We start from the raw sequence: 24,403 nt of genomic DNA, 5'->3' as shown, positions 1-24,403 counted from the left end.
GTATGGTGTTCCAGTTGCGCGTGGTGGCAAGACCCGCCTTGTCCTGCATGTGCCCGAGCTTGTCCATGCCCGGCACACTCATTTGGGCGTGTCCCTGGTCTGGGGGTAAATGGCCTCACCGCGGGCCAGCATGGCGACGAACTCGGCGATCTTGCGAGCGCGACCGGCAGGGGTGCGCAAATTGGCGAGGCGAAACGCCAGGGCAAAGCGGTTGGTCTTGCTCAGCCCCTCAAAGGTGGCGAGAGCGGCAGGATCGGCGGCAATCGCCGCCATCAAGTCGGCCGGTATGTCCATCTTGCTGGGGGACGCATAGGCGGCGTCCCAACGGCCATCGGCCTTGGCAGCCCCGACCTGGCGCAGGCCGTGCTCGGTCATGCGCCCCTGGGCAATCAGTCTCGAGACATGATCGCGATTGACCTGGCTCCAGATGCTGCGGGGCTGCCGGGGGGTGAAGCGCTGCAGAAACGAGGCCTCGTCCCAGGATTTGCGGATGCCGTCAATCCAGCCCCAGCACAAGGCGACGTCGAGCGCCTCGGCATAGGTAACCGTGGGGGTGCCATTGCCCTTCTTGAAAATGCGCAGCCACAATTCGGGCTCGCTCCCGTGGTGCTCGGCGAGCCACGCTTCCCAGGCGGCCGCGTTGGGAAAGGCGCGGATCCGGTCGGGGCGGGGCACCACCGGGGCCATCAGGTGGTGAGCGGATTGGCGCCGGCAAGGATCGCGAGGAGCTTGGCGTCGAGCAACTCGCTTTCGGGCAAGGTGATGCCGAAATTGGCCGTCAGGGCTTCGCGCAGTTCGGCCTCGTCGGTGAGGGTCCGCTGATCGGGCTCGCCTTCGGGACCGGGCAGGCTCAACTGGTTGCCGGACAGCACGATCCGGCTGCCCTTGGGGGAGAGGGCCGCGGTCAGCGTACGGCGCTGCGAGGAGGCGGGATCGCTCCAGACGAACTGGTTGGAGGCTTCGATGTCGCCTTCGGCGTTGGTGTCAAAGCTATAGAGCGGCACCCAGTCCTCGCCGAGCTTGGTCTGCAGCTCCCAGCGCGGATCCCCGCCCAGGAGGCGATAATCGCCATGGGGGGTGGTCTGCTCCACATCGGCGCGCAGCTTAAGAGGTGCTGTCGGGGTCGTGGCGCCAAAGCCGGCATCGGCGAGATAGGTCTGCCCGGCAAGCTCGACCAGCACGATCAGATGCAGATCCGGATCGATTTCGGTCTGCGGGCTGGGCCAGAGCACCGAGGCCAGCAGAGGGCGGGCGGTATAGTCGAGCTCGCCCAGCATGCTCAGCAAGAGGCTGTTGTGCTCAAAGGCGTTGCCGCCGCGATTGTCGGCCAGGAGCTTGCGCTCAAGGCTCGCCTGATCGAGCAGCACCGGTTCGCCCAGCAGGGGATCGAGATTTTCAAAGGGAATGCTGGCTGGATGCAGCTGCACCAGCTGCTCTAGCGTGCCAAGGGTTGGAGCAATGGAGCCGGCGAAGCCGATCCGCTCGAAATAGGCATTCAGATTAACCTTTGGCCGCATCAGCCACCCGTTTTGCTGTTTCCGTTGCGGCGCAATATGCCGGTGGGTCACGCTTTTGTCACCCGCCAAGCACCCGGAGGGGCCGACCGGAGCGCCGGAGCACGCCTGCGCGCCGCGGTGGAGCGCAGGCCCAAGCTGCAGTTTTTCGGCCCTTTACTGGGCCTGCTTGCGCACCCGGATCACCACATCCACATGGCTCACCTGCATGCCCTGGGGGGCTTCAGGCAGGGTCCGGAACTCCACCGAAGAGGCCGGAATGTCGATCATGCGCTGCTCGTCCTCAACATAGAAATGGTGGTGGTCGGAGGTATCGGTATCGAAATAAGAGCGCGATGCATCCACCGCCACTTCGCGCAGCAAGCCCGCCTGGTGGAACTGGTGGAGGGTATTGTAGATTGTTGCCAGCGACACATTGACCCGTGCCAAGCTGGCTTCGCCGTGCAGCTGCTCGGCACTGACATGGCGATGCGGGCCGCCAAACAACAGTTCGGCCAGGGCCACGCGCTGCCTGGTCGGGCGCAATCCCGCCATGCGCAGCACGGCCGTGAGACACGGTTTACGGGAAGGAACAGGTCGGAGGGTCTGGGATCGCTCTGACATGGGGTCCTTGAAACGCAAGATCGGGATCAATAGTCCGGACCTTATAGCTTTGGCGGGCGTTTAGGACAAGCTAGAGCGCCTGGGAGGGCTAACGGGATGCCCCCGATCCCTTGACCCTCCCCCTGCGCGCCTATACGAGACGATTTAAACATAAGGAGCCAGGCCATGGCCGAGCGCCAGCACGCTTTTGGATACGAAGAACTCCTGGCTCACGGCCGGGGTGAATTGCCCGGGCAAGGCGATGCGCGCCTGCCCGCTCCACCCATGCTGATGTTCCATCGCATCACCCATATCGACGATACCGGCGGCGCCTTCGGCAAGGGCCAGGTGCGGGCCGAACTCGATGTCGATCCAAGCCTGTGGTTCTTCCAGTGCCATTTCGTCGGCGATCCGGTGATGCCGGGTTGCCTGGGGCTCGATGCCATCTGGCAGATGACCGGGTTTTTCCTCAGCTGGATCGGCCAGCCCGGTCGCGGCCGTGCGCTCGGTGGCGAGATCAAGTTCACCGGCCAGGTCACCAATGACGTCAAGCTGGTGGAATATGCCATCGACCTCAAGCGCGTGATGCGCGGGCGACTGACGCTGGGCATTGCCGATGGCTGGGTCAAGGCTGACGGCAAGGTGATCTATGAGGCCAAGGACCTGCGGGTAGGCCTGTTCACCGACAGCCAGATGGGCGAACAAAAGGTCGCCTGAGCCCCTTTTACCCAACAAGCCGAGGGGTCCGGTTCAACGGGCACCCGCACTTAGGAGCGGAACAGATGAAACGCGTCGTCGTGACCGGCATGGGCATTATTTCTTCCATCGGCAATTCGGTTGCCGATGTGACCGAAAGCCTGCGCACCGCCCGGCCCGGCATTTCCTTTGCCCAGGATTATGCCGATCTGAACTTCCGCAGCCAGGTCAAGGGCGATCCGATGCTGGATCCCTTTGCCGAGCTTGATCGGCGCACCACGCGCTTCATGGGACGCGGCGCCGCCTGGAACTATCTAGCCATGCAGCAGGCCATCGCCGATGCCGGGCTGGACGCCGCCGATATTTCCAACGAGATGACCGGCATCGTGATGGGCTCGGGCGGCAGCTCCACCCGCACCATCGTCGAGGCCGCCGACATCACTCGCGAAAAAGGGCCCAAGCGCATCGGGCCGCTGGCCGTGCCCAAGGCGATGGGTTCGACCGCTTCGGCAACCCTGGCGACCGCCTTTGGCATCAAGGGCATCAATTATTCCATCACCGCGGCCTGCGCGACCTCCAAGCACTGCATCGGCAATGCCGCCCAGCAGATCATGCTGGGTCAGCAAAACATCATGTTTGCCGGTGGACACGAGGATCTCGACTGGACGCTGTCGAACCTGTTCGACGCCATGGGCGCCATGTCCTCGAGCTATAACGCGACGCCGGAACGCGCTTCGCGCTGCTATGACCGCGACCGCGACGGCTTCGTGATCTCGGGCGGCGCGGGCGTTCTGGTGCTCGAGGAGCGTGAGCACGCCATTGCCCGCGGCGCCACCATCCATGCCGAGCTGATCGGCTATGGCGCCACGTCCGACGGCGTCGATATGGTGGCTCCTTCCGGCGAAGGCGCCGAGCGCTGCATGCGCCTGGCGCTGCGCGACGTGAAGCAAAAGGTCGACTACATCAATCCCCATGCCACTTCGACGCCGGTAGGCGATCTCAAGGAGATCGAGGCCCTGCGCGCCGTGTTCGGCAACGAGGACAAGTGCCCGCCGATCGCTGCGACCAAGTCGCTGACCGGCCATTCACAGGGCGCCACGGGCGTGCATGAGGCGATCTATTCGATCCTGATGATGAAGAACCGCTTCATTGCCCAGAGCGCCAATATTGACAATCTCGACCCGGCCTTCGAGGACATGCCCATTTTGCGCGAACGGCGCGACAATGTGGATCTGGGCGTGGTGCTGTCCAACAGCTTTGGCTTTGGCGGCACCAATGCGGCGCTCGTCTTTAAGCACCCCGACGCCTGAGGTTGTTAGAGGGCGAACTCGGAAAACCGGGCGTCCTTGCCATCATAAACCAGCACCCGCCCGACGAGGGGGGTGCCGATGCCGGTGATGAGCTTGACCGCTTCCATCGCCATCAGCGTGCCGATCACCCCGGTGAGCGGGCCGATAATGCCCGTGGCCTCGCAGGAGGGCAGATCGGCATCATCGGCGGCGGCGGGATAAAGCGCCGCAAAGCCTGGGCCGCCTGGGGCAAACACCGTCACCTGGCCAGCAAACATCGAGACAGCACCCGAAACCAGCGGCAGGCCAAGCTTGGCGGCGGCTGCGGCGGTGATGCGGCGCGTGGCGAGATTGTCAGTGCCATCCAGCACCAGGTCGTATTGCGCCAGGAGCGCTTCGGCATTGTCCGCAGTGACGGCCGCCTCATGGGGCACCAATTGCACATGCGGGTTGAGCGCTTCGGCAAAAGCGGCGGCGCTCTGGGCCTTGTTGGTGCCCACACCGGCGCCGGTATGGATCACCTGCCGGTGCAAATTGGACAGCGACACCGTGTCGTGATCGGCAATGCCGAGCGTGCCAATGCCGGCGCCGGCGAGATAGGCGATGACGGGGCTGCCCAGCCCGCCCGCACCCACCACCAGCACCCGGGCCCGCTTGAGCGCCTGCTGGCCGGCCCCGCCCATGCCCTTAAGCACGAGGTGACGGCCATAGCGGCGGGTTTCTTCGGATGAGAGTGGGCGGGGATCAGCGGGCAAGCGGCACCCCCGGTTTATGGCACGCTGGTGCCGGTGGAGCCAAACCCATTGGCGCCACGATCGGTGTCATCAAGAACGCTCTGCACGCCGAACTGTGCCGGGGTGACGGGCGCCACGAGGAGCTGGGCAATGCGTTCGCCGCGGCGGATCTCGAAGGGCTCCTGCCCCAGATTGATGAGGAGGGCGCAGATCTCGCCGCGATAATCGCAGTCGATCGTGCCCGGCGCGTTGAGGACGGAGACCCCGTGTCGGAGCGCCAGGCCCGAGCGGGGCCGCACCTGCGCTTCAAAGCCGGCGGGGAGCGCCATGGCAAAGCCGCAGGGCACCGGCGCCCGCTGGCCGGGCGCGAGCACGAGAACTTCACCTTCGGCGATGGCGGCTTGCAGGTCCATGCCGGCGGCGCCGCTGGTTTGGGCGGCGGGAAGGGGGAGGCCCTCGCCATGGGGCAGCCAGCGGAGAGGGATGGTTACAGCGGCCATCTAGAGCACCGCGCCGATGAGGATGCCAAGCAGTAACAGCGCCCCCGCACCAAGGGCGAGGGGCAGGCGACTGCCGGCATCGCGCAGCCGGGCCTGTTGCTCGAGCCGGGTTTGCGCCAGCACCAGTTCGGCTTCCGCCAGAATGGTGGGCACGCGCTTGCTCGCATCGGTAAAGACCTCAAAGCCGCGCTTGAGATCATCGATCCGGCCCATGGGCCCGGCTTCCCGGCGCAGCCAGTCGCCGACGACTGGTTCGGTCAGCGACCAGATATCGAGATCGGGATCGAGGGCGCGGGCGACGCCTTCCACCAGCACCATGGATTTTTGCAGCAGCACCAATTGCGGCTGGGTCTGCATGGAAAACAGGTCGGTGACGGCAAAAAGCTGCCCCAGCACCCGCGCCATGGAGATATCGGCGGCGGTGCGGCCATGCAGCGGCTCGCCGATGGAGCGGATGGCGAGGGCGAAATCGTCCACCGACTGGTTGGCGGGCACATAGCCGATCTCGAAATGCCGCTCGGCGACGAGGCGATAATCGCGGGTGATGAAGCCGTAAAGAATATCGGCCAGGAACCGGCGCTCGGAGCGCCCGATCCGGCCCATGATGCCGAAATCGACGGCGATCACGTCATTGCTGCCCGGGGCGGCAAAGAGATTGCCCGGATGCATGTCGGCATGGAAAAAGCCGTCACGGATGGCGTGCTTCAAAAAGCTCTGCAGGATATTGGCGGCCAGAACCTTGCGAGCGATCCCCGCCGCATCGAGTGCCGCGAGGTCGCGAACGGGGATGCCCTCGACCCAGGTCGTGGTCAAAACATTCTGCGCGGTATGGTCCCAACTGACGGTGGGGATCACAAAGCCGGTGTCATTCTTGATGTTCTCGGTCATTTCCGAGATGGCGGCGGCTTCCAGGCGCAGATCGAGTTCGAGCCGGGCGGAGCGGTCGAGCGTTTCCACCACCTGGAGCGGACGCAGGCGCCGCAGCTTGCGGGCGAGCCGCTCGAACAGGCGCGCGCCGGCATAAAAGCTCTCGATATCGGCGGCAAAGCTTTGCACGATGCCGGGGCGCAGGATCTTGACCGCAACGGTGGTCGGGGCGGCACCCGTGGGCACGAGCCGCGCCTTGTGCACCTGGGCAATGGAGGCGGCCGCGACGGGCGCCGAGATGTCGCGCAACTGCTCGGCCTTGGGGCCGAGCGCCTGGGCAAGAATCTCGGGGACGAGCTTGGGGTCGAACGGCTCCATGCGGTCCTGCAGGCCCTGCAGGTCGGCGGCAACCTCGGGACCCACGACGTCGGGGCGGGTCGCCAGCGTCTGGCCGAATTTTACATAAGTCGGGCCGAGGAGGCGCAGGGCGCGGTTGAGCCGCTCCACATGACCCGTGCGGCGCACTTCGGGGCGCTCCACGAGGCGCCCCAGCGCGATGGGGGCCCGCAGCGCGGGCGGCAGGCTTTCCTTGGGGATGATCGACAGGGCGCCTTCGCGCGCCAGCACAAAGCCGGCTCGCGCCAGGCGGAAATAGGGCGACAACCACATGGGCTAGAGCTTCCAGCCGCTGAACAGCGCCGCGATATTGCCGGTCATGGCGGTGTGCTTGACCCGCTTGAAGCCCGCCTGGGTCAACATGGCCGAAAAAGCGGGCGGGGAGGGGAACTTGCGGATCGATTCGACGAGATACTGATAGGGCTGACTGTCGCCGGTCACGAGCCGTCCCATGGGCGGGATCACCCGGTCGGAGAACTGGCGATAGATCGCGTCGAGCCCGGGCACATCCACTTGGGAAAATTCCAGCACGAGGATGCGCCCGCCGCGTTTGAGCACCCGGTGCGCCTCCGAAAGCGCCAGGGGAATGCGCGGCACATTGCGGATGCCAAAGGCGATCATATAGGCGTCAAAGCTGTTGTCGGGGAAGGGCAGGGCCTCGGCATTGGCCTCGACGAAGCTCACCTGGTCGGGATAGCGCCACTCGCGCGCCCGCTGGGCGCCCACGCGCAGCATGTCCGAATTGATGTCCGAAACGACGACCTCGGCATAACCCACCGAGCGATTGATGATGCGCTCGGCAATGTCGCCGGTGCCGCCCGCCATATCGAGCACGCGATAGGGCCTTGTGCCCGATTTGGGAGGGCTCAGCTCGGTGACCATCGCATCCTTCCAGATGCGGTGCACGCCCCCGCTCATCAGGTCGTTCATCAGGTCATAACGATCGGCGACGCCGTGGAACACGGCATTGACCATGCCCTGCTTGTCTTCGAGCGCGACAGTTTGCTCGCCGAAATGGGTGGTCTCGCGCGTGTCGGTCATGGCATGGAACTCTTGAACGCTGGGGGCCTTGGTTTCGGGCGCACCATAGCGAAGCCCGCCTTGCTTTGCCATGGCGCAAAGCAGCACAGCGCCAGGAGCCGAGGATGCCAGAACTGCCCGAGGTCGAAACCGTGCGCCGGGGCCTGGCGCCATGGCTCGAAGGCGCGCACATCGAGAAGGTGACGTTGCACCGCGAAAACCTGCGCTTTCCCTTTCCGCGGGGTTTGAAGGAAAAGCTGGAAGGCCAGAGCGTGCGCCATGTCGGGCGGCGGGCCAAATATCTGCTGATGGAGCTCTCGAGCGGAGCCACGCTGTTGAGCCATCTCGGGATGACGGGGGCGTATCGCTTTGCCGAGCACCCTATCGACAAGCCGCCGCGCTATTATGAGCTCCAGCCCCGGCCCAAGCACGACCATATGGTTTGGGAAATCTCTCACCCCGTCCATGGCCGTTCGCACCTGATCTATGCCGATCCGCGCCGCTTCGGCTTTGTGGATCTCTATGATGACATCACGACGAGCCCCTATCTGCAGGGCCTAGGTCCCGAGCCACTGGGCAACGCGTTCAATGTGGAGAGCCTGAGCGCGGCGCTCAAGGGCAAGAAAACCCCGATCAAGGCCGCGCTGCTGGATCAGCGCGTTGTTGCTGGTCTGGGCAATATCTATGTGGCCGAAGCGCTGCATCGCGCTCATATTCACCCGACCGTCTTGGCCGGAACGCTGCTCGACGAGGATGGCACGCCCAAGCCTGCGCTCGAAGCGCTGGTGTCCGCCACCCGCCAGGTGCTGATCGAGGCCATCGAGGTGGGCGGCTCGACCCTGCGCGACTTCCGCAATGCGGAGGGGGGATCGGGTTATTTCCAGCATCGCTTTGCCGTTTACGACCGGGAAGGGCAGCCTTGCCCCACCCTTGGTTGTACCGGTACGATCGAGCGTACCGTGCAGTCCGGCCGCTCCACCTTCTTTTGTCCGGTTTGCCAGGGGCAGCCCTGAGCGGGGCGCGGGTGAATCCAGTTGACGCCTGCCGGCCTATCCCCTATAGAGCCCACGACCTGGCGGCTCCTGTGCCGCCGCTTTCATTTCGCCCCGTACCCTGCTGCGCATTTTGCGCATCTCGTCCGGATGGACCGCAAGAGGACCGTTATGGCCAATACGCCTTCAGCCAAAAAGGCTACCCGCAAGATTGAAGCCCGCACCGCGGTCAACAAGTCGCGCCGCTCGCGCGTTCGCACCTTCATCCGCAAGGTTGAGGAAGCCATTGTTGCCGGCGATCACGCCACTGCCATGCAGGCGCTCCGTGCCGCTGAGCCCGAGATCAACCGGGCTGCCACCAAGGGCATCGTCCATGCCAATCTGGCTGCGCGCAAGGTGTCTCGCCTCAACAACCGCGTTAAGGCTTTGAGCGTCTGATCCCTGCCTTTGCAGGAGCGAGCCAAGCATTGAACGGGCCCCGCAAGGGGCCCTTTTTTATTGCCCGATCGCGGGGTGCTTTTTTGCCTTTGTCGGCAGATTGTGTCAGCTGCGTGAATGCGGCACGCCAAAGAGTGTAACAAAGCGCTGCGACAAAAAGCGCCGCATAATCATAGGCTTGCCTTGATTCTGCGTTGACGGCCGCAGCTTCCAATTTTCCGGATACCGTCGAATTTGCCGGTCGGTCGAAATATTTTTTTCGCCTTCACAAAGCGCTTGCTACGCGATTCATCGTGGAGTCACAGAGCCTTGAGCGAGGGGGTCACAGAGCCCTTGCTGGAGGTTAACGGAGGCCGGGCGAGTCAACCCCCATTTTGAAAAATTCACGTGTTGCGAGCCCAAAACCCACACTCTAGAATGCCTCTCGTCAGCTCAGGACGGGACGCGAAAAGCGCCATCCGAACCGAGTTGACGGGTCGAATAGGCTTATGGATTGGATCGCTTTGGCAGCAATGGCGAGGCGAAGTGCGGTGACGATGGCAGCGGTGAAATTGGTTCATCCGGTCCGGTCCGGACCTGCATCAAGAACAAAAGCCCACTAACCGACTCCGGTTGGGTTCAGCGACAAGAACGTAAATAGCCAATGGTGGCTTGCGCCGCCAACGATACTTCTTTGCGTCCACAGCTTTGGGACGCAATGGCGAAGCTTTGGCTGCGGAGACCCTCCGCCGCCATAACAAACCAGGCCGGCCCGATCTTGCGGACGGGGCGGCAACACGAATGGGGCACCAGAATATGAAGCAGCAGATTGCCGCCGGAAGAGCAGATTGGGACCGATCCAGCGCTTCTTCCTTTTCGTCGACCAGCATGGGCGAGGTGTCTGCCGTGAACGAAGCCGAGTTTCCCTCAGCCGATCAGCGTCAGCTCTGGAACCGGGTCCGTGCCCGCCTCAAAACTGCGGTTGGCGAGGATGTGTTCACCTCCTGGTTCGCCCGCCTCGAACTCGAGGAAATCGCCGGCGAAGTGGTGCATCTGTCTGCCCCCACCCGGTTTCTCTGTTCCTGGGTTCAGTCCAATTATGCCGATCGCATTGTGGAAGCGTTCCGCCTGGATGATGAAGCGATCACCCGGCTCCAGGTCACGTTGCGCGTCAATGGCCAGCCCCGCCAGCGCCCGACCCTAGTGGCTGAATCGGCGCCCGCCGAAAGCGCCGCCGCTGCGCCCGCGCAGTCGCCACAGCCCTCGGCGACCGTGACGCGGATTGGCCGCGAAGCTCCCGCCCCCAAGGGCGATGCCCTTTCGGGCAGCGGCATCGATCCGCGCATGACCTTCGATACATTTGTCGCCGGCGCCGCCAACGAAATGGCACTGGGCGTTGCCCGCCAGATCGCGCAGGCCGCCGCCAATGACACCGTGACCTTCAACCCGGTTTACATTCATTCCACCGTGGGCTTGGGTAAGTCGCACCTGCTCAATGCCATCGCCCATGCCACCCAGCAGGCCGATGCCACCAAGAACATCGTCTATCTGACCGCCGACCACTTCATGTACCATTTCATCACCGCCGTGCAGCGCCAGTCCGCGCTCGGCTTCAAGGAATGGTTGCGCCGGGTCGATCTGCTGCTGATCGATGACATGCAGTTCCTGCAGGGCAAGTCGGCTACCGAATTCGGCCATACGCTGGGTACGCTCCTGACGGGCGCCAAGCAGGTCGTCGTGGCCGGCGATGCGCCCCCGCGCGATCTCGAAATGCTCGACGAGCGCGTGCGCTCGCGCCTGTCGGGTGGGCTCGTGGTGCCGATCTCGGGCTTTGACGTCGAGCTGCGCCGCTCCATCGTGCAGCGCCGCGCCGATCAGGCGACCGCGCGCTTTGGCATGCACTTTCCCGCCCCCGTGCTCGATTATGTCGCCCGTGCCGTGGTCAGCCATGGCCGCGATCTTGATGGCGCCGTCAACCGTCTCGTGGCCGCCAACCAGTTGACCGGCGAACTCATCACCGTGCCGCTGGCCGAAAAGACCCTGGGCGACCTCATCCGCACCCATGACGCCAAGCGCGTGCGCATCGAGGACATTCTCAAAATGGTGTCGCGCCACTACAAGGTGCCGCGCAACGAATTGCTGTCCGCGCGCCGCTCGCGCGATGTGGTGCGGCCGCGCCAGATCGCGATGTTCCTTGCCAAGGCCCTAACCTCGCGCTCGCTGCCCGAGATCGGCCGCCGCTTTGGCGGGCGCGACCACACCACCGTGCTCCATTCGGTGCGCAAGGTCGAGCAGATGATCAAGGACGATGTGGAACTCGCCCAGGAAATCGAACTGCTTAAGCGCATGCTCGAGGAATAGGACGGGCTTGGCGTGAAGTGAGTTGCGGCGAGGCTTTGAGGTCTCGCCGTACTTGTTTTGGGGCAATGGGCCAGCGTGTCGCGCTCCCGGGCCTTGCCAATCGGTTCACAAATTGTAAATGTCCAAACCCGCCTAGCCGGGGTGTTGGCTGGCCCGATCAGCCGCGTAGTGCTTTGGAAGTTGTTGCCATGAAGATTACCCTCGAACGCAATCATCTGCTCAAGTCGCTGAGCCATGTGCATCGGGTGGTTGAACGGCGCAACACCTATCCAATCCTGGCCAATGTGGTGTTCAAGGCCGCCGAGGACGCGGTGGAACTGCGCGCCACCGACCTTGATATCGAGGTCACCGAAAGCGTGCCCGCGATGGTCTCGACCCCGGGCACCACCACGGTTCCCGCTCACACGCTCTATGAAATTGTGCGCAAGCTGGCCGATGGCGCCGAAGTGCGGCTTGAAACCGAAGGTGGCGAGCAGATGCTGCTGACCTCCGGGCGCTCGCGCTTTCACCTGGCATGCCTCTCGCCCGACAGCTTCCCCGATCTCAAATCCGGCGCCTTTGGCCACGAGTTTTCCATGCCCGCGAGCGGCTTGCGCGAGTTGATCGAGCGCACCCAGTTCGCCATTTCCAACGAGGAAACCCGTTACTACCTCAACGGCATTTACCTGCATGCGGTGGAATCCAGCGCCAACGGCCCGCTGCTGCGCGCAGTCGCGACCGATGGGCACCGCCTGGCCCGTGCCGAAATGCCGGCGCCTGAAGGCGCCCAGGGCATGCCCGGTATCATCGTCCCCAAAAAGACCGTGGGCGAAGTGCAAAAGCTGCTCGACGGTGTTGATGGCGATGTCAAGGTCGAGGTGTCCGACACCAAGATCCGCTTCACCGTGGGTCCGGTCGTGCTGCTGTCCAAGCTGATCGAGGGCACCTTCCCCGATTATGATCGGGTCACGCCCAAGAACAACGACAAGCAAATGAATGTCGATCGCGCTTCCTTTGCCATTGCGGTGGATCGCGTTTCCACCATCGCCTCGGATCGCGGCGGCAAGGCGGTCAAGCTTTCGGCCAAGGATGGCCTCTTGGAGTTGTCCGTCACCAATCCCGATCACGGCACAGCCAGCGAAGAACTCGCGGTGGAATTCGACACCGATGGCTTCGAGATCGGCTTTAATGCCCGTTACCTCTTGGACATTGTCGGGCAGATCCGCTCGGAAAGCGCCGTCTTCATGTTCAATGATGCGGGCTCGCCGACCCTGGTCAAGGAAGAGGGCGAGGCCAGCGCGCTTTACGTGCTGATGCCCATGCGGGTCTGAGCGGCGTTCACAAGTTGAGCATTGATGCGGAGCCAATGGCTCCATTGCGCCTGCGGGGTCATCGATGATCCGCCACCTGTCACGCCTGCGCCTGACGGCCTTTCGCAACTACACTGCCGCTGCGCTCGATCTGGATGGTCGCCATCTGGTTCTGACCGGCTCCAATGGCGCAGGCAAGACCAATCTGCTTGAGGCCATTTCCCTGCTGTCGCCCGGGCGCGGGCTGCGCCGGGCGACGTTCGACGCCGTGAGTGAGCAAGGCTCCGACACGGGTTGGGCAGTGGCCGCGACGGTGGAAACCGAAGCCGGACCCACCGACATTGGCACCGGCGCGTCCCTCGGCGATTCCGGACGCCGGGTGCGCATCAATGGCGCCAATGCCCGCTCGGTGGAGGCGATGAGCGAGTATCTGCGCGTATTGTGGCTCACCCCTGCTATGGACGGGCTGTTCTCGGGCCCCGCCAGTGACCGCCGCCGCTTTCTGGATCGCCTCGTGACCACGCTGATCCCCTCCCACGGGGCGGCGGTGTCGGACTACGACAAGGCGATGCGCCAACGCAACCGGCTGCTTGAAGAAGGTGGCGATGTTCGCTGGCTCGGCGCCATCGAGGCGCAGATGGCCGAGTTGGGCGCGTCCATTCACCTCGCCCGGGTCGACAGCCTCGAGCATCTGCAAACCCTCATCGCCCATAGCCTTGAGGACGAGAGTTTTCCGGCGGCCGATCTGGCGTTGACCCCGCTCTGGGAAGACGGGCCGGCACCCACCGTTTCAAGCGAGCTCGAAACGGCCTTGGGTGAGCTCTGGCTGGGCTCGCGCGGCCTTGATCGGGCGGCCGGGCGCACCATATATGGTCCACACCGTCTGGATCTCGAAGTGACCTATCGCCAGAAGGGCATGCCGGCCGCCTTGGGCTCGACTGGCGAGCAGAAAGCGCTGCTGATCGGCCTCATTCTGGCGCATGCGCGCCTGGTGCATCACCGCACCGGCATCACGCCATTCCTGCTGCTGGACGAGATTGCCGCGCATCTGGATCCAGATCGCCGCCGTGCGCTGTTTGGCGCTCTGGACGGTCTGGGCACGCAGTGTTTTCTCACCGGCACGGACAGTTTGCTGTTCGCCGATCTGGGCGAGCGGGCCCAGGCAGTAACGGTGCGCGACGGGCGGCTCCTCACGGAGCGCTAAAGCCCGGACTCACCTGCCGATTTGCGCTATATAGACCCATTCGACTTGGGGTTGACGCCCCAGTTGGATACAACAGTTTCACTCCCTAACGACTTGATTCGGACCCCATGACCGACAGCGAAAATTCCGTTCCCAACGAATACGGCGCCGATAGCATCAGGGTGCTCAAAGGCCTCGACGCGGTGCGCAAGCGCCCGGGCATGTATATCGGGGACACGGATGACGGCTCGGGCCTGCATCACATGGTCTATGAAGTGGTCGACAACGCCATCGACGAAGCGCTGGCCGGCCATGCCGACCTCGTAACGGTCACGCTGAACGCCGATGGCTCGGTGACGGTGATCGACAATGGTCGCGGCATCCCGACCGACATCCACAAGGAAGAAGGCGTTTCGGCGGCCGAGGTCATCATGACCCAGCTCCATGCCGGCGGCAAGTTCGACCAGAACAGCTACAAGGTTTCGGGCGGCCTGCATGGCGTGGGCGTGTCCGTGGTGAATGCCCTCAGCCAATGGCTCAAGCTCAAGATCCGTCGCGACGGCAAGATCTTCGAGATGAGCTTCACCCATGGCGATGCCGATGGTCCGCTCCAGCAGACTGGTACCTATGTGCCCGACAAGCAGCCCGGCACCTATGAAGGCCGCTCAGGCAGCGCCATCACCTTTTTCCCGTCGGACCAAACCTTCACCATGGTGGAGTTCGACTTCAAGACGCTCGAGCACCGCTTGCGCGAACTGGCCTTCCTCAATTCCGGTGTGCGCATCCTGCTCAATGACCTCCGGCATCCCGAGCCGGTCAAGGTCGAGTTGTTTTATGAAGGCGGCCTCGAGGCCTTTGTGCGCTATCTCGACAAGGCCAAGACGCCGGCGATCGACCACCCCATCACCATGATCAGCGAAAAGGACGGCATCACTGTCGAAGTAGCGCTGCAGTGGAACGACAGCTACCACGAAAACGTGCTGTGCTTCACCAACAACATCCCCCAGCGCGACGGCGGCACCCACCTTGCCGGCCTGCGCGGTGCGTTGACGCGCCAGGTCACCAGCTATGCCGAAAGCTCTGGCATCAGCAAAAAGGAAAAGGTGACCGTTACCGGCGACGATACGCGCGAAGGGCTGACCTGCGTGCTCTCGGTCAAGGTGCCCGATCCCAAGTTCTCGAGCCAGACCAAGGACAAGCTTGTGTCCTCCGAGGTGCGCCCGGTGGTCGAGAACATCGTCAATGAAAAGCTCGGCCAGTGGTTCGAGGAGCATCCCAACGAAGCCAAGATCATCGTTGGCAAGGTCGCCGAAGCTGCCGCTGCACGTGAAGCCGCCCGCAAGGCGCGCGAATTGACGCGCCGCAAGGGTGCGCTCGAAATCTCCTCGCTCCCCGGCAAGCTTGCCGACTGCCAGGAACGCGATCCGGCAAAATCCGAAATCTTCATCGTCGAAGGTGACTCGGCCGGTGGCTCGGCCAAGCAGGGGCGCGACCGCTCCAACCAGGCGGTGCTGCCGCTGCGTGGCAAGATCCTCAATGTGGAGCGCGCGCGCTTTGATCGCATGATCTCGTCCGACCAGGTCGGCACGCTGATCACGGCGCTGGGCACCGGCATTGGGCGCGAAGAGTTCAACGCCGACAAGCTGCGCTACCACAAGATCATCATCATGACCGACGCTGACGTGGACGGCGCCCATATTCGCACGCTGTTGCTGACCTTCTTTTATCGGCAAACGCCCGAACTGCTGGAACGCGGCCACATCTATATCGCCCAGCCCCCGCTTTATAAGGCCAAGCGCGGTCAGTCCGAGCAGTATCTCAAGGACGAGCGGGCGCTCGAGGACTATCTCCTGGCGGCCGGCCTCGACGATGCGGTGTTCACCACCAGCGCAGGCGTCGAGCATGGCGGGCATGATCTGCTCTCGATCCTTGGGCAGTCGCGCGACATCGTGCACGCCATCGCCAATCTCAACACCCGCTACAACCGTAGCCTTGTTGAGCAGGCCGCTATCGTTGGTGGCATGGACCCTGAGGGTCTGGCCGATCCCGAGCGCGCCGCCGCGACCGCCAAGCGCATTGCGGGGCGCCTTGATCGCATCTCCGATGAGCTCGAACGAGGCTGGATCGGGGAACTGGCCGATGACGATGGCCTGACCTTCTCGCGTACCGTGCGCGGCGTCACCGAAACCCACCGCCTCGATCCGGCACTGCTGGGGAGCGCCGATGCGCGGCGCCTGCGGCAACTGGCCGAGCGGCTCGACGAACTCTATGCCGGCGTTCCCACTCTGACGCGCAAGGGCGAAACGATCCCGATCTTCGGGCCGTCCTCGCTGTTCAATGCCGTTACCGATGCCGGCCGCAAGGGCGTGTCGCTGCAGCGCTATAAAGGCCTGGGCGAGATGAACGCCGAGCAGCTCTGGGAAACCACGCTTGATCCCAATGCCCGCACCCTGCTCAAGGTGGAAATCGACAAGTCCGACGAGGCCGACAGCGTGTTCACCGCCCTGATGGGTGATCTGGTGGAGCCGCGCCGCGATTTCATCCAGGACAACGCGCTCAGCGTCTCCAATCTGGACGTTTGACCTGGCTGATGGCGGGGTGTCGCAACCCCGCCACAGCGCCGGGAAATCGGCTGTTATCACATAAACCGGCCACATTTTGCCGGGACAAGCAAAGTCGTGTGGACGCGCGGCAGCACCCCGATTGGGCGGGCGCCAGGTGAGCGGCCAGACCAGCATCTCTTTGCCAGGCAAGCGCATTGCGCGATACCGGGCCGGGACACCGTTCAGGGTTCAGATTTGATGGATTTCCGCATCACCGCCGATGACCGTGTCGGGGCTCAGCCTGGCAGGAAAGCCAAACCCGCGCAGCGTTCCGCCTCAGCCAAGAGCCGGGAACGCGTCGAGCCTTCAATGGGCCGCTCCGTTGGGGTGTTTGTGGACGATGAACGCACGGGCGGGGCGTCACCCGGGCCCAAGGGCGCCAAGCGCCCCGCGCAAAAACGCGGCAAGGCAACGCCACCCCGTCGCCCCGGCAAGCCCAAGCGGCGTCGTTCGGGCGCGGGCGGCTTTCTGATCGGCGTGCTCCATTGGGGCTTTGTCTTGTGCCTTTGGGCCGGCATCGCCATCGCCGGCGTCGTGGTTTACTACGGCGCGCAACTGCCATCCTCTGACACCTGGGCTGTGCCGGATCGGCCGCCCAATATCCGCATCCTTGCCGCTGACGGGCAACTGATTTCCAATCGCGGCCAAACCGGCGGCGAAGCCACCGTGCTACGTGAGCTGCCGCAATATGTGCCCGCGGCGCTGCTCGCCATCGAGGATCGGCGCTTTTACGACCACTTCGGCGTCGATATTGTCGGCCTTGCCGCCGTGGCGGTGGAAAGCCTGCAGGCTGGACGCGTCACCCGTGGCGCCTCGACCATTACCCAGCAGCTGGCCAAGAACCTCTTTCTCACCCCCGACCAGACAATTGGGCGCAAGGTGCAGGAGGCGCTGCTCGCCGTGTGGCTCGAGCAGAACTATTCCAAGGACGAAATCCTCGAGCTTTATCTCAACCGCGTGTTCTTCGGCCACAATTCCTACGGCATCGAGGCGGCGGCGCAGACCTATTTTGGCAAATCCGCCCGCAATCTGTCCCTGGGGGAAGCGGCCATGCTGGCCGGTTCGCTCCAGGCGCCATCTCGCCTCAATCCCAAGTCTGATCCTGCCGCCACCTCGGCGCGGCAAAAGCTCGTCCTCAGTGCCATGGCCGAAGAGGGTTATATCACCCGCGAGGAAGCCCAGGCCGCGCAGATCGATCCCGATCAGACCATCCGCACCAAGGTGGCCGGCTCGGAATCCTATGTCGCCGATTGGGTGGAGTCATTGATGACCGCCTATATCGGTGAGATCGAAGGCGATGTGGTGGTCTCTACCACAGTCGACTGGGACCTGCAGAAGCAGGCCGAGTTCATCGTGCGTGAAGCGGTGGCCAATGAAGGCCCCAAGCGCGGCTTCACCCAGGGTGCGCTCGTGGCCATGGATGTGGATGGTACCGTTCGCGCCATGGTGGGTGGCGTGGATTACCAGGCCAGCCAATACAACCGCGCCGTCACGGCCAAGCGCCAGCCCGGTTCGACCTTCAAGCCATTCGTGTATCTCGCGGCCATGGAAAAGGGCTACACCCCTGATACCCTCGCCGAGGATGCCCAGTTCGAATATCAGGGCTGGAGCCCGCGCAATGCTTCGGGCAAATATGCCGGCACGGTAACGCTGCGCCAGGGACTGGCTTATTCGCTCAACACCATCGCCGCACGGCTCGCCATTGATGTCACGCCCCAGGCGGTGATCGACACCGCCATGCGGATGGGCATTTCCTCGCCACTGACGGCGGTGCCCTCGATTGCGCTCGGAACCCAGGAGGTGAACTTGCTTGAGCTCACTTCCGCTTATGCACCCTTTGCCAATGGCGGCATGGGCGTGATCCCCAATGTGATCACCCGCATCGAAAGCAAGGACGGCGAGGTGCTTTACGAAGCCAGCACTGCCGGCCCGGGCCGCGTCATTTCCCCCAATATCCTGGCCGAAATGAACGACATGCTCAAAACCGCCGTGGAAGTGGGCACCGGCAAGGGCGCCAACCTCAATGGCTGGCCCTTTGGGGGCAAGACCGGTACCAGCCAGGAATCCAAGGATGCGCTGTTTGTCGGCTATACCGCACGCATGGTCACTGGCGTGTGGCTGGGCAATGACGACAACACCAAGACCACGCTGTCCGGCGGCAATGTGCCGGCAGCGATCTGGAGCCAGTTCATGACCAAGGCCCATGAAGGGCTAGAAGTGGCGCAGATACCAGCCGGTTCCGGTGAGGCCAGCGGCGCCGGGGGCACGGCCTCCAGCCAGCCGGTTGCCCAGCCGGTTTATGATCCCCAAACCGGTCAGCAAGCCGTCGACCCGACGACCGGTCAGCCCATGGTGCAATATGTGGATCCGGCGACCGGCGAGCCGGTGGACGGCTTTGCTGAAGCAGCGTCTGCTCCCGCAGCGCAGATCGATCCCACTACGGGCCTGCCGGTCGATGCTGGCCAGTCGGCTCCGGCGATCGATCAGGCTACCGGCTACCCCGCCGGGACCATCGTTGACGCCTCGGGCCAGCAGATCGATCCTGCCACGGGCTATCCCGTGGGCGAGGCAGCTCCAGGCTTTGACAACACCCCGATCGATCCTGACACCGGCATGCCCATGCAGCTGGTGGTGGATCCGGCAACCGGCCAGGAGGTTTGGGTCCCGAGCCAGCCCGCGCAGCAGGCCCAGCCGCAATGGCAACAACAGCAGCCCCAGGGCATCCAGCCGCCGGGCGACTTCGTAGCGCCCCAGCCGGTGGAAAGTTTTGCGCCGCCCCAGCCGGTGCAAACCCAGCCCGCCCCCAGTGGCGAGCGCAAGCCGCGCACGCTGATGGACATGATCTTTGGTGGTTGAACTGGTTCTTCGAGGCTAATTGGCGCGAAACGCCATCAGCTCGCGGCCATGGGTCTTGAGCCAGGCCCGGCCGCGATCCATCTCGGGCAGGGTGCGCTTGACCGTAGCCCAAAAGGCGGCGGAGTGGTTCATCTCCACCAGATGAGCGACCTCATGGGCCGCCACATAATCGAGCACGAAGGGCGGCGCGAGGATCAGCCGCCAGTTATAGTTGAGGCTGCCGCTCGAGGAGCAGGAGCCCCAGCGGCTGGCCTGGTCGCGCATCGTAATGGAGCGCACGGTGACCCCGAGCCGGGCGGCATGGTGGGCGCTGCGCAGCTTGAGCTCGCGAGCCGCCTCTTCCTTGAGCCAATCAACGAGCCGGCGGGCGCGGTGCGCCGGCTCTCCTGGCACAAACAACACTTTCTCCCCATCCTGCTCGCCCACCTCCACCCGGCCGCGCAGCTTGCCCGTGGCAACGATCCGGTGCGGCACGTTCCGTAGCGGCACGAGCACGCCATCGGCAAAACTGACGGGTCCAGTCGCGCCGTCGAGCCGTTCGGCCAGCCAACCGGTTTGGCGCTGCAAAAAGGCTTCGGCGTCGCTCCAGCGGCCGCCGGGCGGCAGGGTCAGCACCGGCGTGCCGTCATGGGGAATGGACAGGCGATAGGAGCGCGCGCGGGCATGGGTGCGCACGGCCACGCTCACGGTGCGATCGGCAATCCGGATCTCGGTCGAGGGAGGGATTTTGCTTTTAAAGAACAGGGCAGTGGTCCGCAGCGAATCAGCCACGCCCAGACTAGCGCGCCCGCCAGCCACACCCCAAGAAAAAGGCGCCTTCCTTGCGGAAGACGCCTTTGCTAATGCGGTCCCGGGCAGGGCTTAGCTGCCTCAGTTGGCCGTGTTGTTGTCGCCATAACCCTGGCGGGTGCCGTTACGCTCGCTCATGAAGCGGTCGAACTCCTCGCGGTCCTTGGCCTTGTGCAGATTGGCCATGTATTCGCGAAAGGCCTCGATCTCTTCGTCGAGCCGGCGGCGCTCTTCCTCAAGCCGGCGCAACTGCTCGCTGCGATACTCGTCAAAGGCGGCATTGCCGCTAGAGGACGCTGCAAAGCCACCGCTAACGCCAGCCGGCTTGTTGGAGGAAACAAAGGAGCGAGCCTTGTTCCAATAGGCCTGGGCCTTTTCAGGCGAGCCGCCAAATTTTTCACCCCACAGGATATAGCCAAGAACGGCCAGACCCAGGGGCCAGAAGATGATAAAGCCTAGAACCATCAGGGCGATGGTCAGGGGGGACCAAGCCGGTTTGATAAGGGCAGTGTTCATGTTTCGCATTCTCCCAGTCACAACAGGGAATACGTGGTCCCCTCGGGCGCGGGATCAAGCATGACGGACCAAAAATTTCGTCTTGAATCATACGCCCGCCATTCCCATGCGCTATGGAGGGGTTTCCCCGGGAGGCGCGCGCCATGAGTTCAGTTGAAACGGCCGACGGGCTGCTGCGGCCTTCCACCTGGCGCCGGCTCCGGCTTGAAACCCTGGTCTTGCTGCGCTGGCTAGCCCTTGCCGGCCAAACCATTGGCGTGTTGTTCGTGGCGTTCGGGCTGGGCTATCCGGTGCCGCTAATGGAATGCGCTGTGTTGATCGGGCTTTCCGCCGCGCTCAATATCTGGCTCGTCTTGCGCTTTGGTCCCGCCCACCGGCCCACCTCACTCTTTATCGCGAGCCAGATCGCCTATGACTGCCTGCAGCTTGGCGGCCTGCTGGCGCTGACCGGGGGGCTGCATAATCCCTTTTCGGTGCTGCTGCTGGCCCCTGTATCGGTCTCGGCAACCACTTTGCCGCGCCGCGACACGCTTCTCATCGCGCTTCTCGCAGCCCTGATCGCCTCCATATTGGCGGTCTGGCACCTGCCGCTACCCTGGAGCCCCAATGAGCGCATTGTTTTCAACCGCATCTATGTGGTTGGCATCTGGGTCGCCATTATCTGCGGCCTGACCTTCATTACCTTTTATATCAACCGCGTCGCCCATGAAGCCCGCCAGATCGGGGACGCCCTGGCAGCAACCGAGTTGGCGCTGTCGCGACGAGAGCAACTTTCAGCCCTTGATGGGCTTGCCGCCGCCGCTGCCCATGAATTGGGGACCCCTCTTTCCACCATTGCTCTCGCGGCCAAGGAGATGCGGGCCGAAGTACCAGCGGGCAGTGATCTGGCCAGTGACGTGGAATTGATCATCAGTCAGGCCGCGCGCTGTCGCGCCATTCTCTCTAAATTGCGCAATCTTGGCAGCGAAGGCGGCGATCCCTTTGCGGCGGCGCCCCTGACCGATCTGTTGTCCGAAGTCGCTCGTCCTCACGAGGCGCTCGGCAAGACCATCCTGTTTGATGTGGACGGTGCGGGTGGTGAGCCTCCGGTGTTCCAGCGCAGCGTCGGTCTGCTTTATGGCCTGGGCAATCTCATTGAGAATGCCACCGATTTCGCCCGCAGCACTGTTCGTGTCGGCGTCCGCTGGGATGCTGACAGCGTGTGCGTGACCATTGCCGATGATGGGCCCGGTTTTGCCCCCGAGCTGATCGCCCGACTGGGCGAGCCTTATCTCACGACGCGGCCGCGCGATCCTCAAGGCAGCGATGCCCATCAGCCAGGGGGACTTGGGCTCGGCATTTTCATTGCCAAGACGCTGCTGGAGCGCACGGGCGCACGGCTCGAATTTGCAAATGCTGACCCAGAAGGGCACGCCCAAGTAACCATTGTTTGGCCACGTTCAGCCGTGGAGGGCTGAAACGGCCGCCGGGCTTTTGCTTTTTGCGCCTGCAATACCTAAATAAGGCGCATGAGCACGATTGAAGAACTTTTGGCCGCCGATTCCAGCTTGTTGCTGGTGGACGACGATGCCGCATTCCTGCAGCGCCTCGAGCGCGCCATGGCCCGGCGCGGCTTTGACGTCCGCTCCGCTGGCTCGGTCGCCGAAGGGCTGGCGGCGGTGGCCGAACATGCCCCCGCCTATGCGGTCGTCGACCTTCGGCTTGAAGACGGCAATGGCCTTGAAGTGGTCTCGGCTCTCCACCAGCAGCGTCCAGATGCCCGGGCCGTGGTGCTGACCGGCTATGGCAATATCGCGACGGCGGTGACGGCGGTCAAGCTCGGTGCTGTGGACTACCTCTCCAAGCCCGCCGACGCCGACGATGTCATCAATGCGCTGCTGGCCACCGGGGAAGACAAGCCCGAGCCGCCGGAAAACCCGATGTCGGCCGACCGGGTGCGTTGGGAGCATATCCAGCGCGTCTATGAACTATGCGACCGTAACGTTTCGGAAACCGCGCGGCGTCTCAACATGCACCGCCGCACGCTGCAGCGCATCCTCGCCAAGCGCGCCCCACGCTGATCTCTAGTCGAGCCGGCCGAGGCCGCGCTCGCTCCTGAGGGCCGGATCCATCAAGCCATGGATCCGCTCGGCGCCCAGTCGCGCCAATTGCAGCAACAGCGCCCGCCGCCGCGCCGGGGGCAGGGGCGTATCGGGGCTCGGACGCAGCACCGCTCCTTCATGCCCATCGGCCACGATCAGCCCTTCGCTCTCCGGAAAGATCTCGGCTTCCAGTTCAGGCGGCTTGGCAAAAAAGAACCGATCGGAAAACGCCCTGTATTCCGGCCATTTCGTATCCACCTGAAAATCTTGCAGGCTCGATTTGATCTCGACGATCCAGATCTCGCCCTTGGGGCCGACCGCCAGCACATCGGCGCGCCGGCCATTGCTCAATGGCACCTCGGCATAGGGGGCCATGTTGTAGACGTCACGCAAGAGACGCATCACGCCGCGTTGCACCCGCAGGGCCGTGGGCGATTGGCGCCCATCGACAATGGGGGGCAGCTCAGCCATGGGGCGCGGGCGCCGGCGTGCCCGTCACGGGCAGCACTGCATTGCGAGTGGAAAGGGCGCGCACGGCCAGCAGGCCCGCGGCGAGCACGGGCAGGCAGATCAGGTAGGAATTGCGGATGCCCAGATATTCAGCCACGAAGCCCAAAAGGGGCGGGGCGAGGAAGAACACCACAAAGCTGATCTGCCCCAGCGCCGCAACATTGACCGCCGAGGGGCGGTCGGTGCGCTGCGCGGCGGCCGAAACGGCCAGCGGATAAACCGCGCTGCAGCCAATGCCCATCAACGCAAAGCCGGTCAGCGCCAGCACAGGGGAGGGAGCAAGGCCCACCAGCAGCGTGCCGCAGGCGGCAAGGGCCAGGAGGATCGTTGCCACAAGCCTTGGCCCCAGCCGCTCAACCACCGGATCGACGGTAAGGCGGGTGAGGGCCATGAAGAAGGAAAAGAGCGTGAGGCTGAGCCCGCCGATAAAGGGCTCCACGGCAAACACATCGCGCATATAGATGGCCGACCAGTCGATGCCCGCGCCCTCAACCAGGAAGGCGGCAATGCCGATGATGCAAAGGGGCAGCAACCCCAGGGTCGGGAAGGCAATGCGCGGCGTGTCGCCCTGATGCCCGTCAGTCCGGCGCGGTGCACTGCGCATGCCCGCGATCATGTAGCCGCCAACGCCCAGCACGACGAGCGCGATCAGCGCCAGATGCAGCTGCATCGAGAGCTGGGACTGGCGCACCACGGCGCCGAAAAGGGCGGTGACGAAAAAGCCGGCGCTCCAGAACCCATGGGCGCGGTTCATGAACCGTTTGCCATATTGCGCCTCGAGCCGGTCGATCTCGACATTGAGGTTGATCTCGAGCGCACCCGACAGCAGCCCCGTGCAAAAGAACACCGCAAACACTGCCGGCGCGACGCCCAGCCAGGGTACGCAGGCAAACAGCAGCGCCGGGCCCAGAACGGTAATGAAGGCGGTGGTCCGGGCGCCCAGCCGGTCAATCAGCGGCGCCGACAGGGTCAGCGACAGCAGCGAGCCAATCGACATGCCGATCAGCGTCAGCCCCAGCTGGCTTTCCGTGACGCCCAGCGCGTGCTGCAGGTCGGGCAACCGCGACAGGAGCGCCCCCGTGGTCAGGGCAAACAGGAAAAAGCAGGCATAGATACGGTGCTGTGGTGCAATCGACATGGCGTGAACTAACTCGGTATGCCCGGCAATTCAGCGCGAGAATGGCGCTGCCGGCCTGCCCGCAAGGGGT

General features: G+C 63.9%; 22 protein-coding genes. 11 read left to right on the top strand and 11 right to left on the bottom strand.

Annotated features, from left to right (window positions below; genetic code table 11):
- Window positions 1-78: 78 nt before the first annotated feature.
- From AC3YMN_RS06560 to irrA, 3 genes are all read right to left on the bottom strand, one after another.
- Window positions 79-687, bottom strand: a complete 609-nt coding sequence (locus tag AC3YMN_RS06560; RefSeq protein WP_489889407.1) for a YdeI/OmpD-associated family protein — start codon at window positions 685-687, stop codon at window positions 79-81.
- On the bottom strand, window positions 687-1,517 hold the full coding sequence (locus AC3YMN_RS06555; RefSeq protein ID WP_489889406.1) for an arylamine N-acetyltransferase family protein: 831 nt from the start codon (window positions 1,515-1,517) through the stop codon (window positions 687-689). The genes AC3YMN_RS06560 and AC3YMN_RS06555 overlap by 1 nt, the downstream gene beginning before the upstream one ends.
- Before the next feature lie 153 nt (window positions 1,518-1,670).
- A complete protein-coding gene (gene irrA, locus AC3YMN_RS06550; RefSeq protein WP_172121799.1) occupies window positions 1,671-2,117 on the bottom strand; it encodes an iron response transcriptional regulator IrrA in 447 nt (148 codons plus the stop codon).
- Window positions 2,118-2,282: 165 nt separating this feature from the next.
- Here irrA and fabA point away from each other — a divergent pair, with 165 nt between their 5' ends.
- Together fabA and fabB are read left to right on the top strand one after the other, a co-directional pair.
- The gene (gene fabA, locus AC3YMN_RS06545; protein WP_127755108.1) at window positions 2,283-2,813 is read left to right on the top strand and encodes a 3-hydroxyacyl-[acyl-carrier-protein] dehydratase FabA; all 531 of its coding nucleotides are present in this window, start codon (window positions 2,283-2,285) and stop codon (window positions 2,811-2,813) included.
- 65 nt (window positions 2,814-2,878) lie between these two features.
- Window positions 2,879-4,102 carry a beta-ketoacyl-ACP synthase I gene (fabB, locus tag AC3YMN_RS06540; protein WP_127755109.1) on the top strand — a complete coding sequence of 408 codons (1,224 nt, stop codon included), beginning with the start codon at window positions 2,879-2,881 and terminating at the stop codon, window positions 4,100-4,102.
- A gap of 5 nt (window positions 4,103-4,107) precedes the next feature.
- On the opposite strand, the gene AC3YMN_RS06535 is transcribed toward fabB, so the two are convergent.
- The 4 genes from AC3YMN_RS06535 to ubiE are packed head-to-tail and all read right to left on the bottom strand — an operon-like array spanning window position 4,108 to window position 7,619.
- Window positions 4,108-4,836, bottom strand: coding sequence for a HesA/MoeB/ThiF family protein (locus tag AC3YMN_RS06535; protein WP_489889405.1), 729 nt, complete (start codon window positions 4,834-4,836; stop codon window positions 4,108-4,110).
- A gap of 14 nt (window positions 4,837-4,850) precedes the next feature.
- On the bottom strand, window positions 4,851-5,315 hold the full coding sequence (dut, locus tag AC3YMN_RS06530; protein ID WP_489889404.1) for a dUTP diphosphatase: 465 nt from the start codon (window positions 5,313-5,315) through the stop codon (window positions 4,851-4,853).
- Window positions 5,316-6,851 (bottom strand): 2-polyprenylphenol 6-hydroxylase, encoded by a 1,536-nt coding sequence (gene ubiB, locus AC3YMN_RS06525; protein ID WP_489889403.1) that lies wholly within the window; start codon window positions 6,849-6,851, stop codon window positions 5,316-5,318.
- A 3-nt stretch (window positions 6,852-6,854) separates the two neighbouring features.
- Window positions 6,855-7,619 carry a bifunctional demethylmenaquinone methyltransferase/2-methoxy-6-polyprenyl-1,4-benzoquinol methylase UbiE gene (ubiE, locus tag AC3YMN_RS06520; protein WP_489889402.1) on the bottom strand — a complete coding sequence of 255 codons (765 nt, stop codon included), beginning with the start codon at window positions 7,617-7,619 and terminating at the stop codon, window positions 6,855-6,857.
- Between the two features lie 104 nt (window positions 7,620-7,723).
- Here ubiE and mutM point away from each other — a divergent pair, with 104 nt between their 5' ends.
- From mutM to AC3YMN_RS06485, 7 genes are all read left to right on the top strand, one after another.
- The gene (gene mutM / locus AC3YMN_RS06515) at window positions 7,724-8,611 is read left to right on the top strand and encodes a bifunctional DNA-formamidopyrimidine glycosylase/DNA-(apurinic or apyrimidinic site) lyase (protein ID WP_489889401.1); all 888 of its coding nucleotides are present in this window, start codon (window positions 7,724-7,726) and stop codon (window positions 8,609-8,611) included.
- Window positions 8,612-8,761: 150 nt separating this feature from the next.
- Entirely contained in the window at window positions 8,762-9,028 is a 267-nt protein-coding gene (gene rpsT / locus AC3YMN_RS06510) for a 30S ribosomal protein S20 (RefSeq protein WP_127755115.1), read from the top strand.
- Between the two features lie 867 nt (window positions 9,029-9,895).
- Window positions 9,896-11,368: a chromosomal replication initiator protein DnaA gene (gene dnaA, locus AC3YMN_RS06505; protein WP_127755116.1), complete on the top strand. Its 1,473-nt coding sequence runs from the start codon at window positions 9,896-9,898 to the stop codon at window positions 11,366-11,368.
- A 188-nt stretch (window positions 11,369-11,556) separates the two neighbouring features.
- Window positions 11,557-12,678: a DNA polymerase III subunit beta gene (gene dnaN, locus AC3YMN_RS06500; RefSeq protein WP_172121806.1), complete on the top strand. Its 1,122-nt coding sequence runs from the start codon at window positions 11,557-11,559 to the stop codon at window positions 12,676-12,678.
- A 64-nt stretch (window positions 12,679-12,742) separates the two neighbouring features.
- On the top strand, window positions 12,743-13,861 hold the full coding sequence (recF, locus tag AC3YMN_RS06495; protein ID WP_489889400.1) for a DNA replication/repair protein RecF: 1,119 nt from the start codon (window positions 12,743-12,745) through the stop codon (window positions 13,859-13,861).
- Window positions 13,862-13,968: 107 nt separating this feature from the next.
- The gene (gyrB, locus tag AC3YMN_RS06490) at window positions 13,969-16,422 is read left to right on the top strand and encodes a DNA topoisomerase (ATP-hydrolyzing) subunit B (protein ID WP_172121808.1); all 2,454 of its coding nucleotides are present in this window, start codon (window positions 13,969-13,971) and stop codon (window positions 16,420-16,422) included.
- Window positions 16,423-16,752: 330 nt separating this feature from the next.
- A complete protein-coding gene (locus AC3YMN_RS06485) occupies window positions 16,753-19,299 on the top strand; it encodes a transglycosylase domain-containing protein (RefSeq protein ID WP_489889399.1) in 2,547 nt (848 codons plus the stop codon).
- A gap of 15 nt (window positions 19,300-19,314) precedes the next feature.
- Here AC3YMN_RS06485 and AC3YMN_RS06480 read toward each other — a convergent pair whose 3' ends face one another.
- Both AC3YMN_RS06480 and AC3YMN_RS06475 read right to left on the bottom strand, forming a co-directional pair.
- Entirely contained in the window at window positions 19,315-20,070 is a 756-nt protein-coding gene (locus AC3YMN_RS06480) for a M48 family metallopeptidase (protein WP_489889398.1), read from the bottom strand.
- 99 nt (window positions 20,071-20,169) lie between these two features.
- On the bottom strand, window positions 20,170-20,604 hold the full coding sequence (locus tag AC3YMN_RS06475) for a DUF2852 domain-containing protein (protein WP_489889397.1): 435 nt from the start codon (window positions 20,602-20,604) through the stop codon (window positions 20,170-20,172).
- A gap of 143 nt (window positions 20,605-20,747) precedes the next feature.
- On the opposite strand from AC3YMN_RS06475, the gene AC3YMN_RS06470 reads away from it, so the two are divergent.
- A complete protein-coding gene (locus AC3YMN_RS06470) occupies window positions 20,748-22,061 on the top strand; it encodes an ActS/PrrB/RegB family redox-sensitive histidine kinase (protein WP_127751587.1) in 1,314 nt (437 codons plus the stop codon).
- A 51-nt stretch (window positions 22,062-22,112) separates the two neighbouring features.
- Window positions 22,113-22,664 (top strand): ActR/PrrA/RegA family redox response regulator transcription factor, encoded by a 552-nt coding sequence (locus AC3YMN_RS06465; protein WP_489889396.1) that lies wholly within the window; start codon window positions 22,113-22,115, stop codon window positions 22,662-22,664.
- Window positions 22,665-22,667: 3 nt separating this feature from the next.
- On the opposite strand, the gene AC3YMN_RS06460 is transcribed toward AC3YMN_RS06465, so the two are convergent.
- Both AC3YMN_RS06460 and AC3YMN_RS06455 read right to left on the bottom strand, forming a co-directional pair.
- A complete protein-coding gene (locus AC3YMN_RS06460; protein ID WP_127751589.1) occupies window positions 22,668-23,156 on the bottom strand; it encodes an MmcB family DNA repair protein in 489 nt (162 codons plus the stop codon).
- The gene (locus tag AC3YMN_RS06455; protein WP_489889395.1) at window positions 23,149-24,333 is read right to left on the bottom strand and encodes an MFS transporter; all 1,185 of its coding nucleotides are present in this window, start codon (window positions 24,331-24,333) and stop codon (window positions 23,149-23,151) included. The genes AC3YMN_RS06460 and AC3YMN_RS06455 overlap by 8 nt, the downstream gene beginning before the upstream one ends.
- Window positions 24,334-24,403 lie beyond the last annotated feature (70 nt).

The organism is Devosia sp. Z11_6, from assembly GCF_058133665.1.
This window is presented reverse-complemented; position numbering and strand designations above follow the sequence as displayed.

Bases quoted from the DNA above. Each gene is read 5' to 3' on its own strand.
- AC3YMN_RS06560 (WP_489889407.1), bottom strand. From the start codon at position 687: ATGGCCCCGGTGGTGCCCCGCCCCGACCGGATCCGCGCCTTTCCCAAC.
- AC3YMN_RS06555 (WP_489889406.1), bottom strand. From the start codon at position 1,517: ATGCGGCCAAAGGTTAATCTGAATGCCTATTTCGAGCGGATCGGCTTC.
- irrA (WP_172121799.1), bottom strand. From the start codon at position 2,117: ATGTCAGAGCGATCCCAGACCCTCCGACCTGTTCCTTCCCGTAAACCG.
- fabA (WP_127755108.1), top strand. From the start codon at position 2,283: ATGGCCGAGCGCCAGCACGCTTTTGGATACGAAGAACTCCTGGCTCAC.
- fabB (WP_127755109.1), top strand. From the start codon at position 2,879: ATGAAACGCGTCGTCGTGACCGGCATGGGCATTATTTCTTCCATCGGC.
- dut (WP_489889404.1), bottom strand. From the start codon at position 5,315: ATGGCCGCTGTAACCATCCCTCTCCGCTGGCTGCCCCATGGCGAGGGC.
- ubiB (WP_489889403.1), bottom strand. From the start codon at position 6,851: ATGTGGTTGTCGCCCTATTTCCGCCTGGCGCGAGCCGGCTTTGTGCTG.
- ubiE (WP_489889402.1), bottom strand. From the start codon at position 7,619: ATGACCGACACGCGCGAGACCACCCATTTCGGCGAGCAAACTGTCGCG.
- mutM (WP_489889401.1), top strand. From the start codon at position 7,724: ATGCCAGAACTGCCCGAGGTCGAAACCGTGCGCCGGGGCCTGGCGCCA.
- rpsT (WP_127755115.1), top strand. From the start codon at position 8,762: ATGGCCAATACGCCTTCAGCCAAAAAGGCTACCCGCAAGATTGAAGCC.
- dnaA (WP_127755116.1), top strand. From the start codon at position 9,896: ATGGGCGAGGTGTCTGCCGTGAACGAAGCCGAGTTTCCCTCAGCCGAT.
- dnaN (WP_172121806.1), top strand. From the start codon at position 11,557: ATGAAGATTACCCTCGAACGCAATCATCTGCTCAAGTCGCTGAGCCAT.
- recF (WP_489889400.1), top strand. From the start codon at position 12,743: ATGATCCGCCACCTGTCACGCCTGCGCCTGACGGCCTTTCGCAACTAC.
- gyrB (WP_172121808.1), top strand. From the start codon at position 13,969: ATGACCGACAGCGAAAATTCCGTTCCCAACGAATACGGCGCCGATAGC.
- AC3YMN_RS06485 (WP_489889399.1), top strand. From the start codon at position 16,753: ATGGGCCGCTCCGTTGGGGTGTTTGTGGACGATGAACGCACGGGCGGG.
- AC3YMN_RS06475 (WP_489889397.1), bottom strand. From the start codon at position 20,604: ATGAACACTGCCCTTATCAAACCGGCTTGGTCCCCCCTGACCATCGCC.
- AC3YMN_RS06470 (WP_127751587.1), top strand. From the start codon at position 20,748: ATGAGTTCAGTTGAAACGGCCGACGGGCTGCTGCGGCCTTCCACCTGG.
- AC3YMN_RS06465 (WP_489889396.1), top strand. From the start codon at position 22,113: ATGAGCACGATTGAAGAACTTTTGGCCGCCGATTCCAGCTTGTTGCTG.
- AC3YMN_RS06460 (WP_127751589.1), bottom strand. From the start codon at position 23,156: ATGGCTGAGCTGCCCCCCATTGTCGATGGGCGCCAATCGCCCACGGCC.
- AC3YMN_RS06455 (WP_489889395.1), bottom strand. From the start codon at position 24,333: ATGTCGATTGCACCACAGCACCGTATCTATGCCTGCTTTTTCCTGTTT.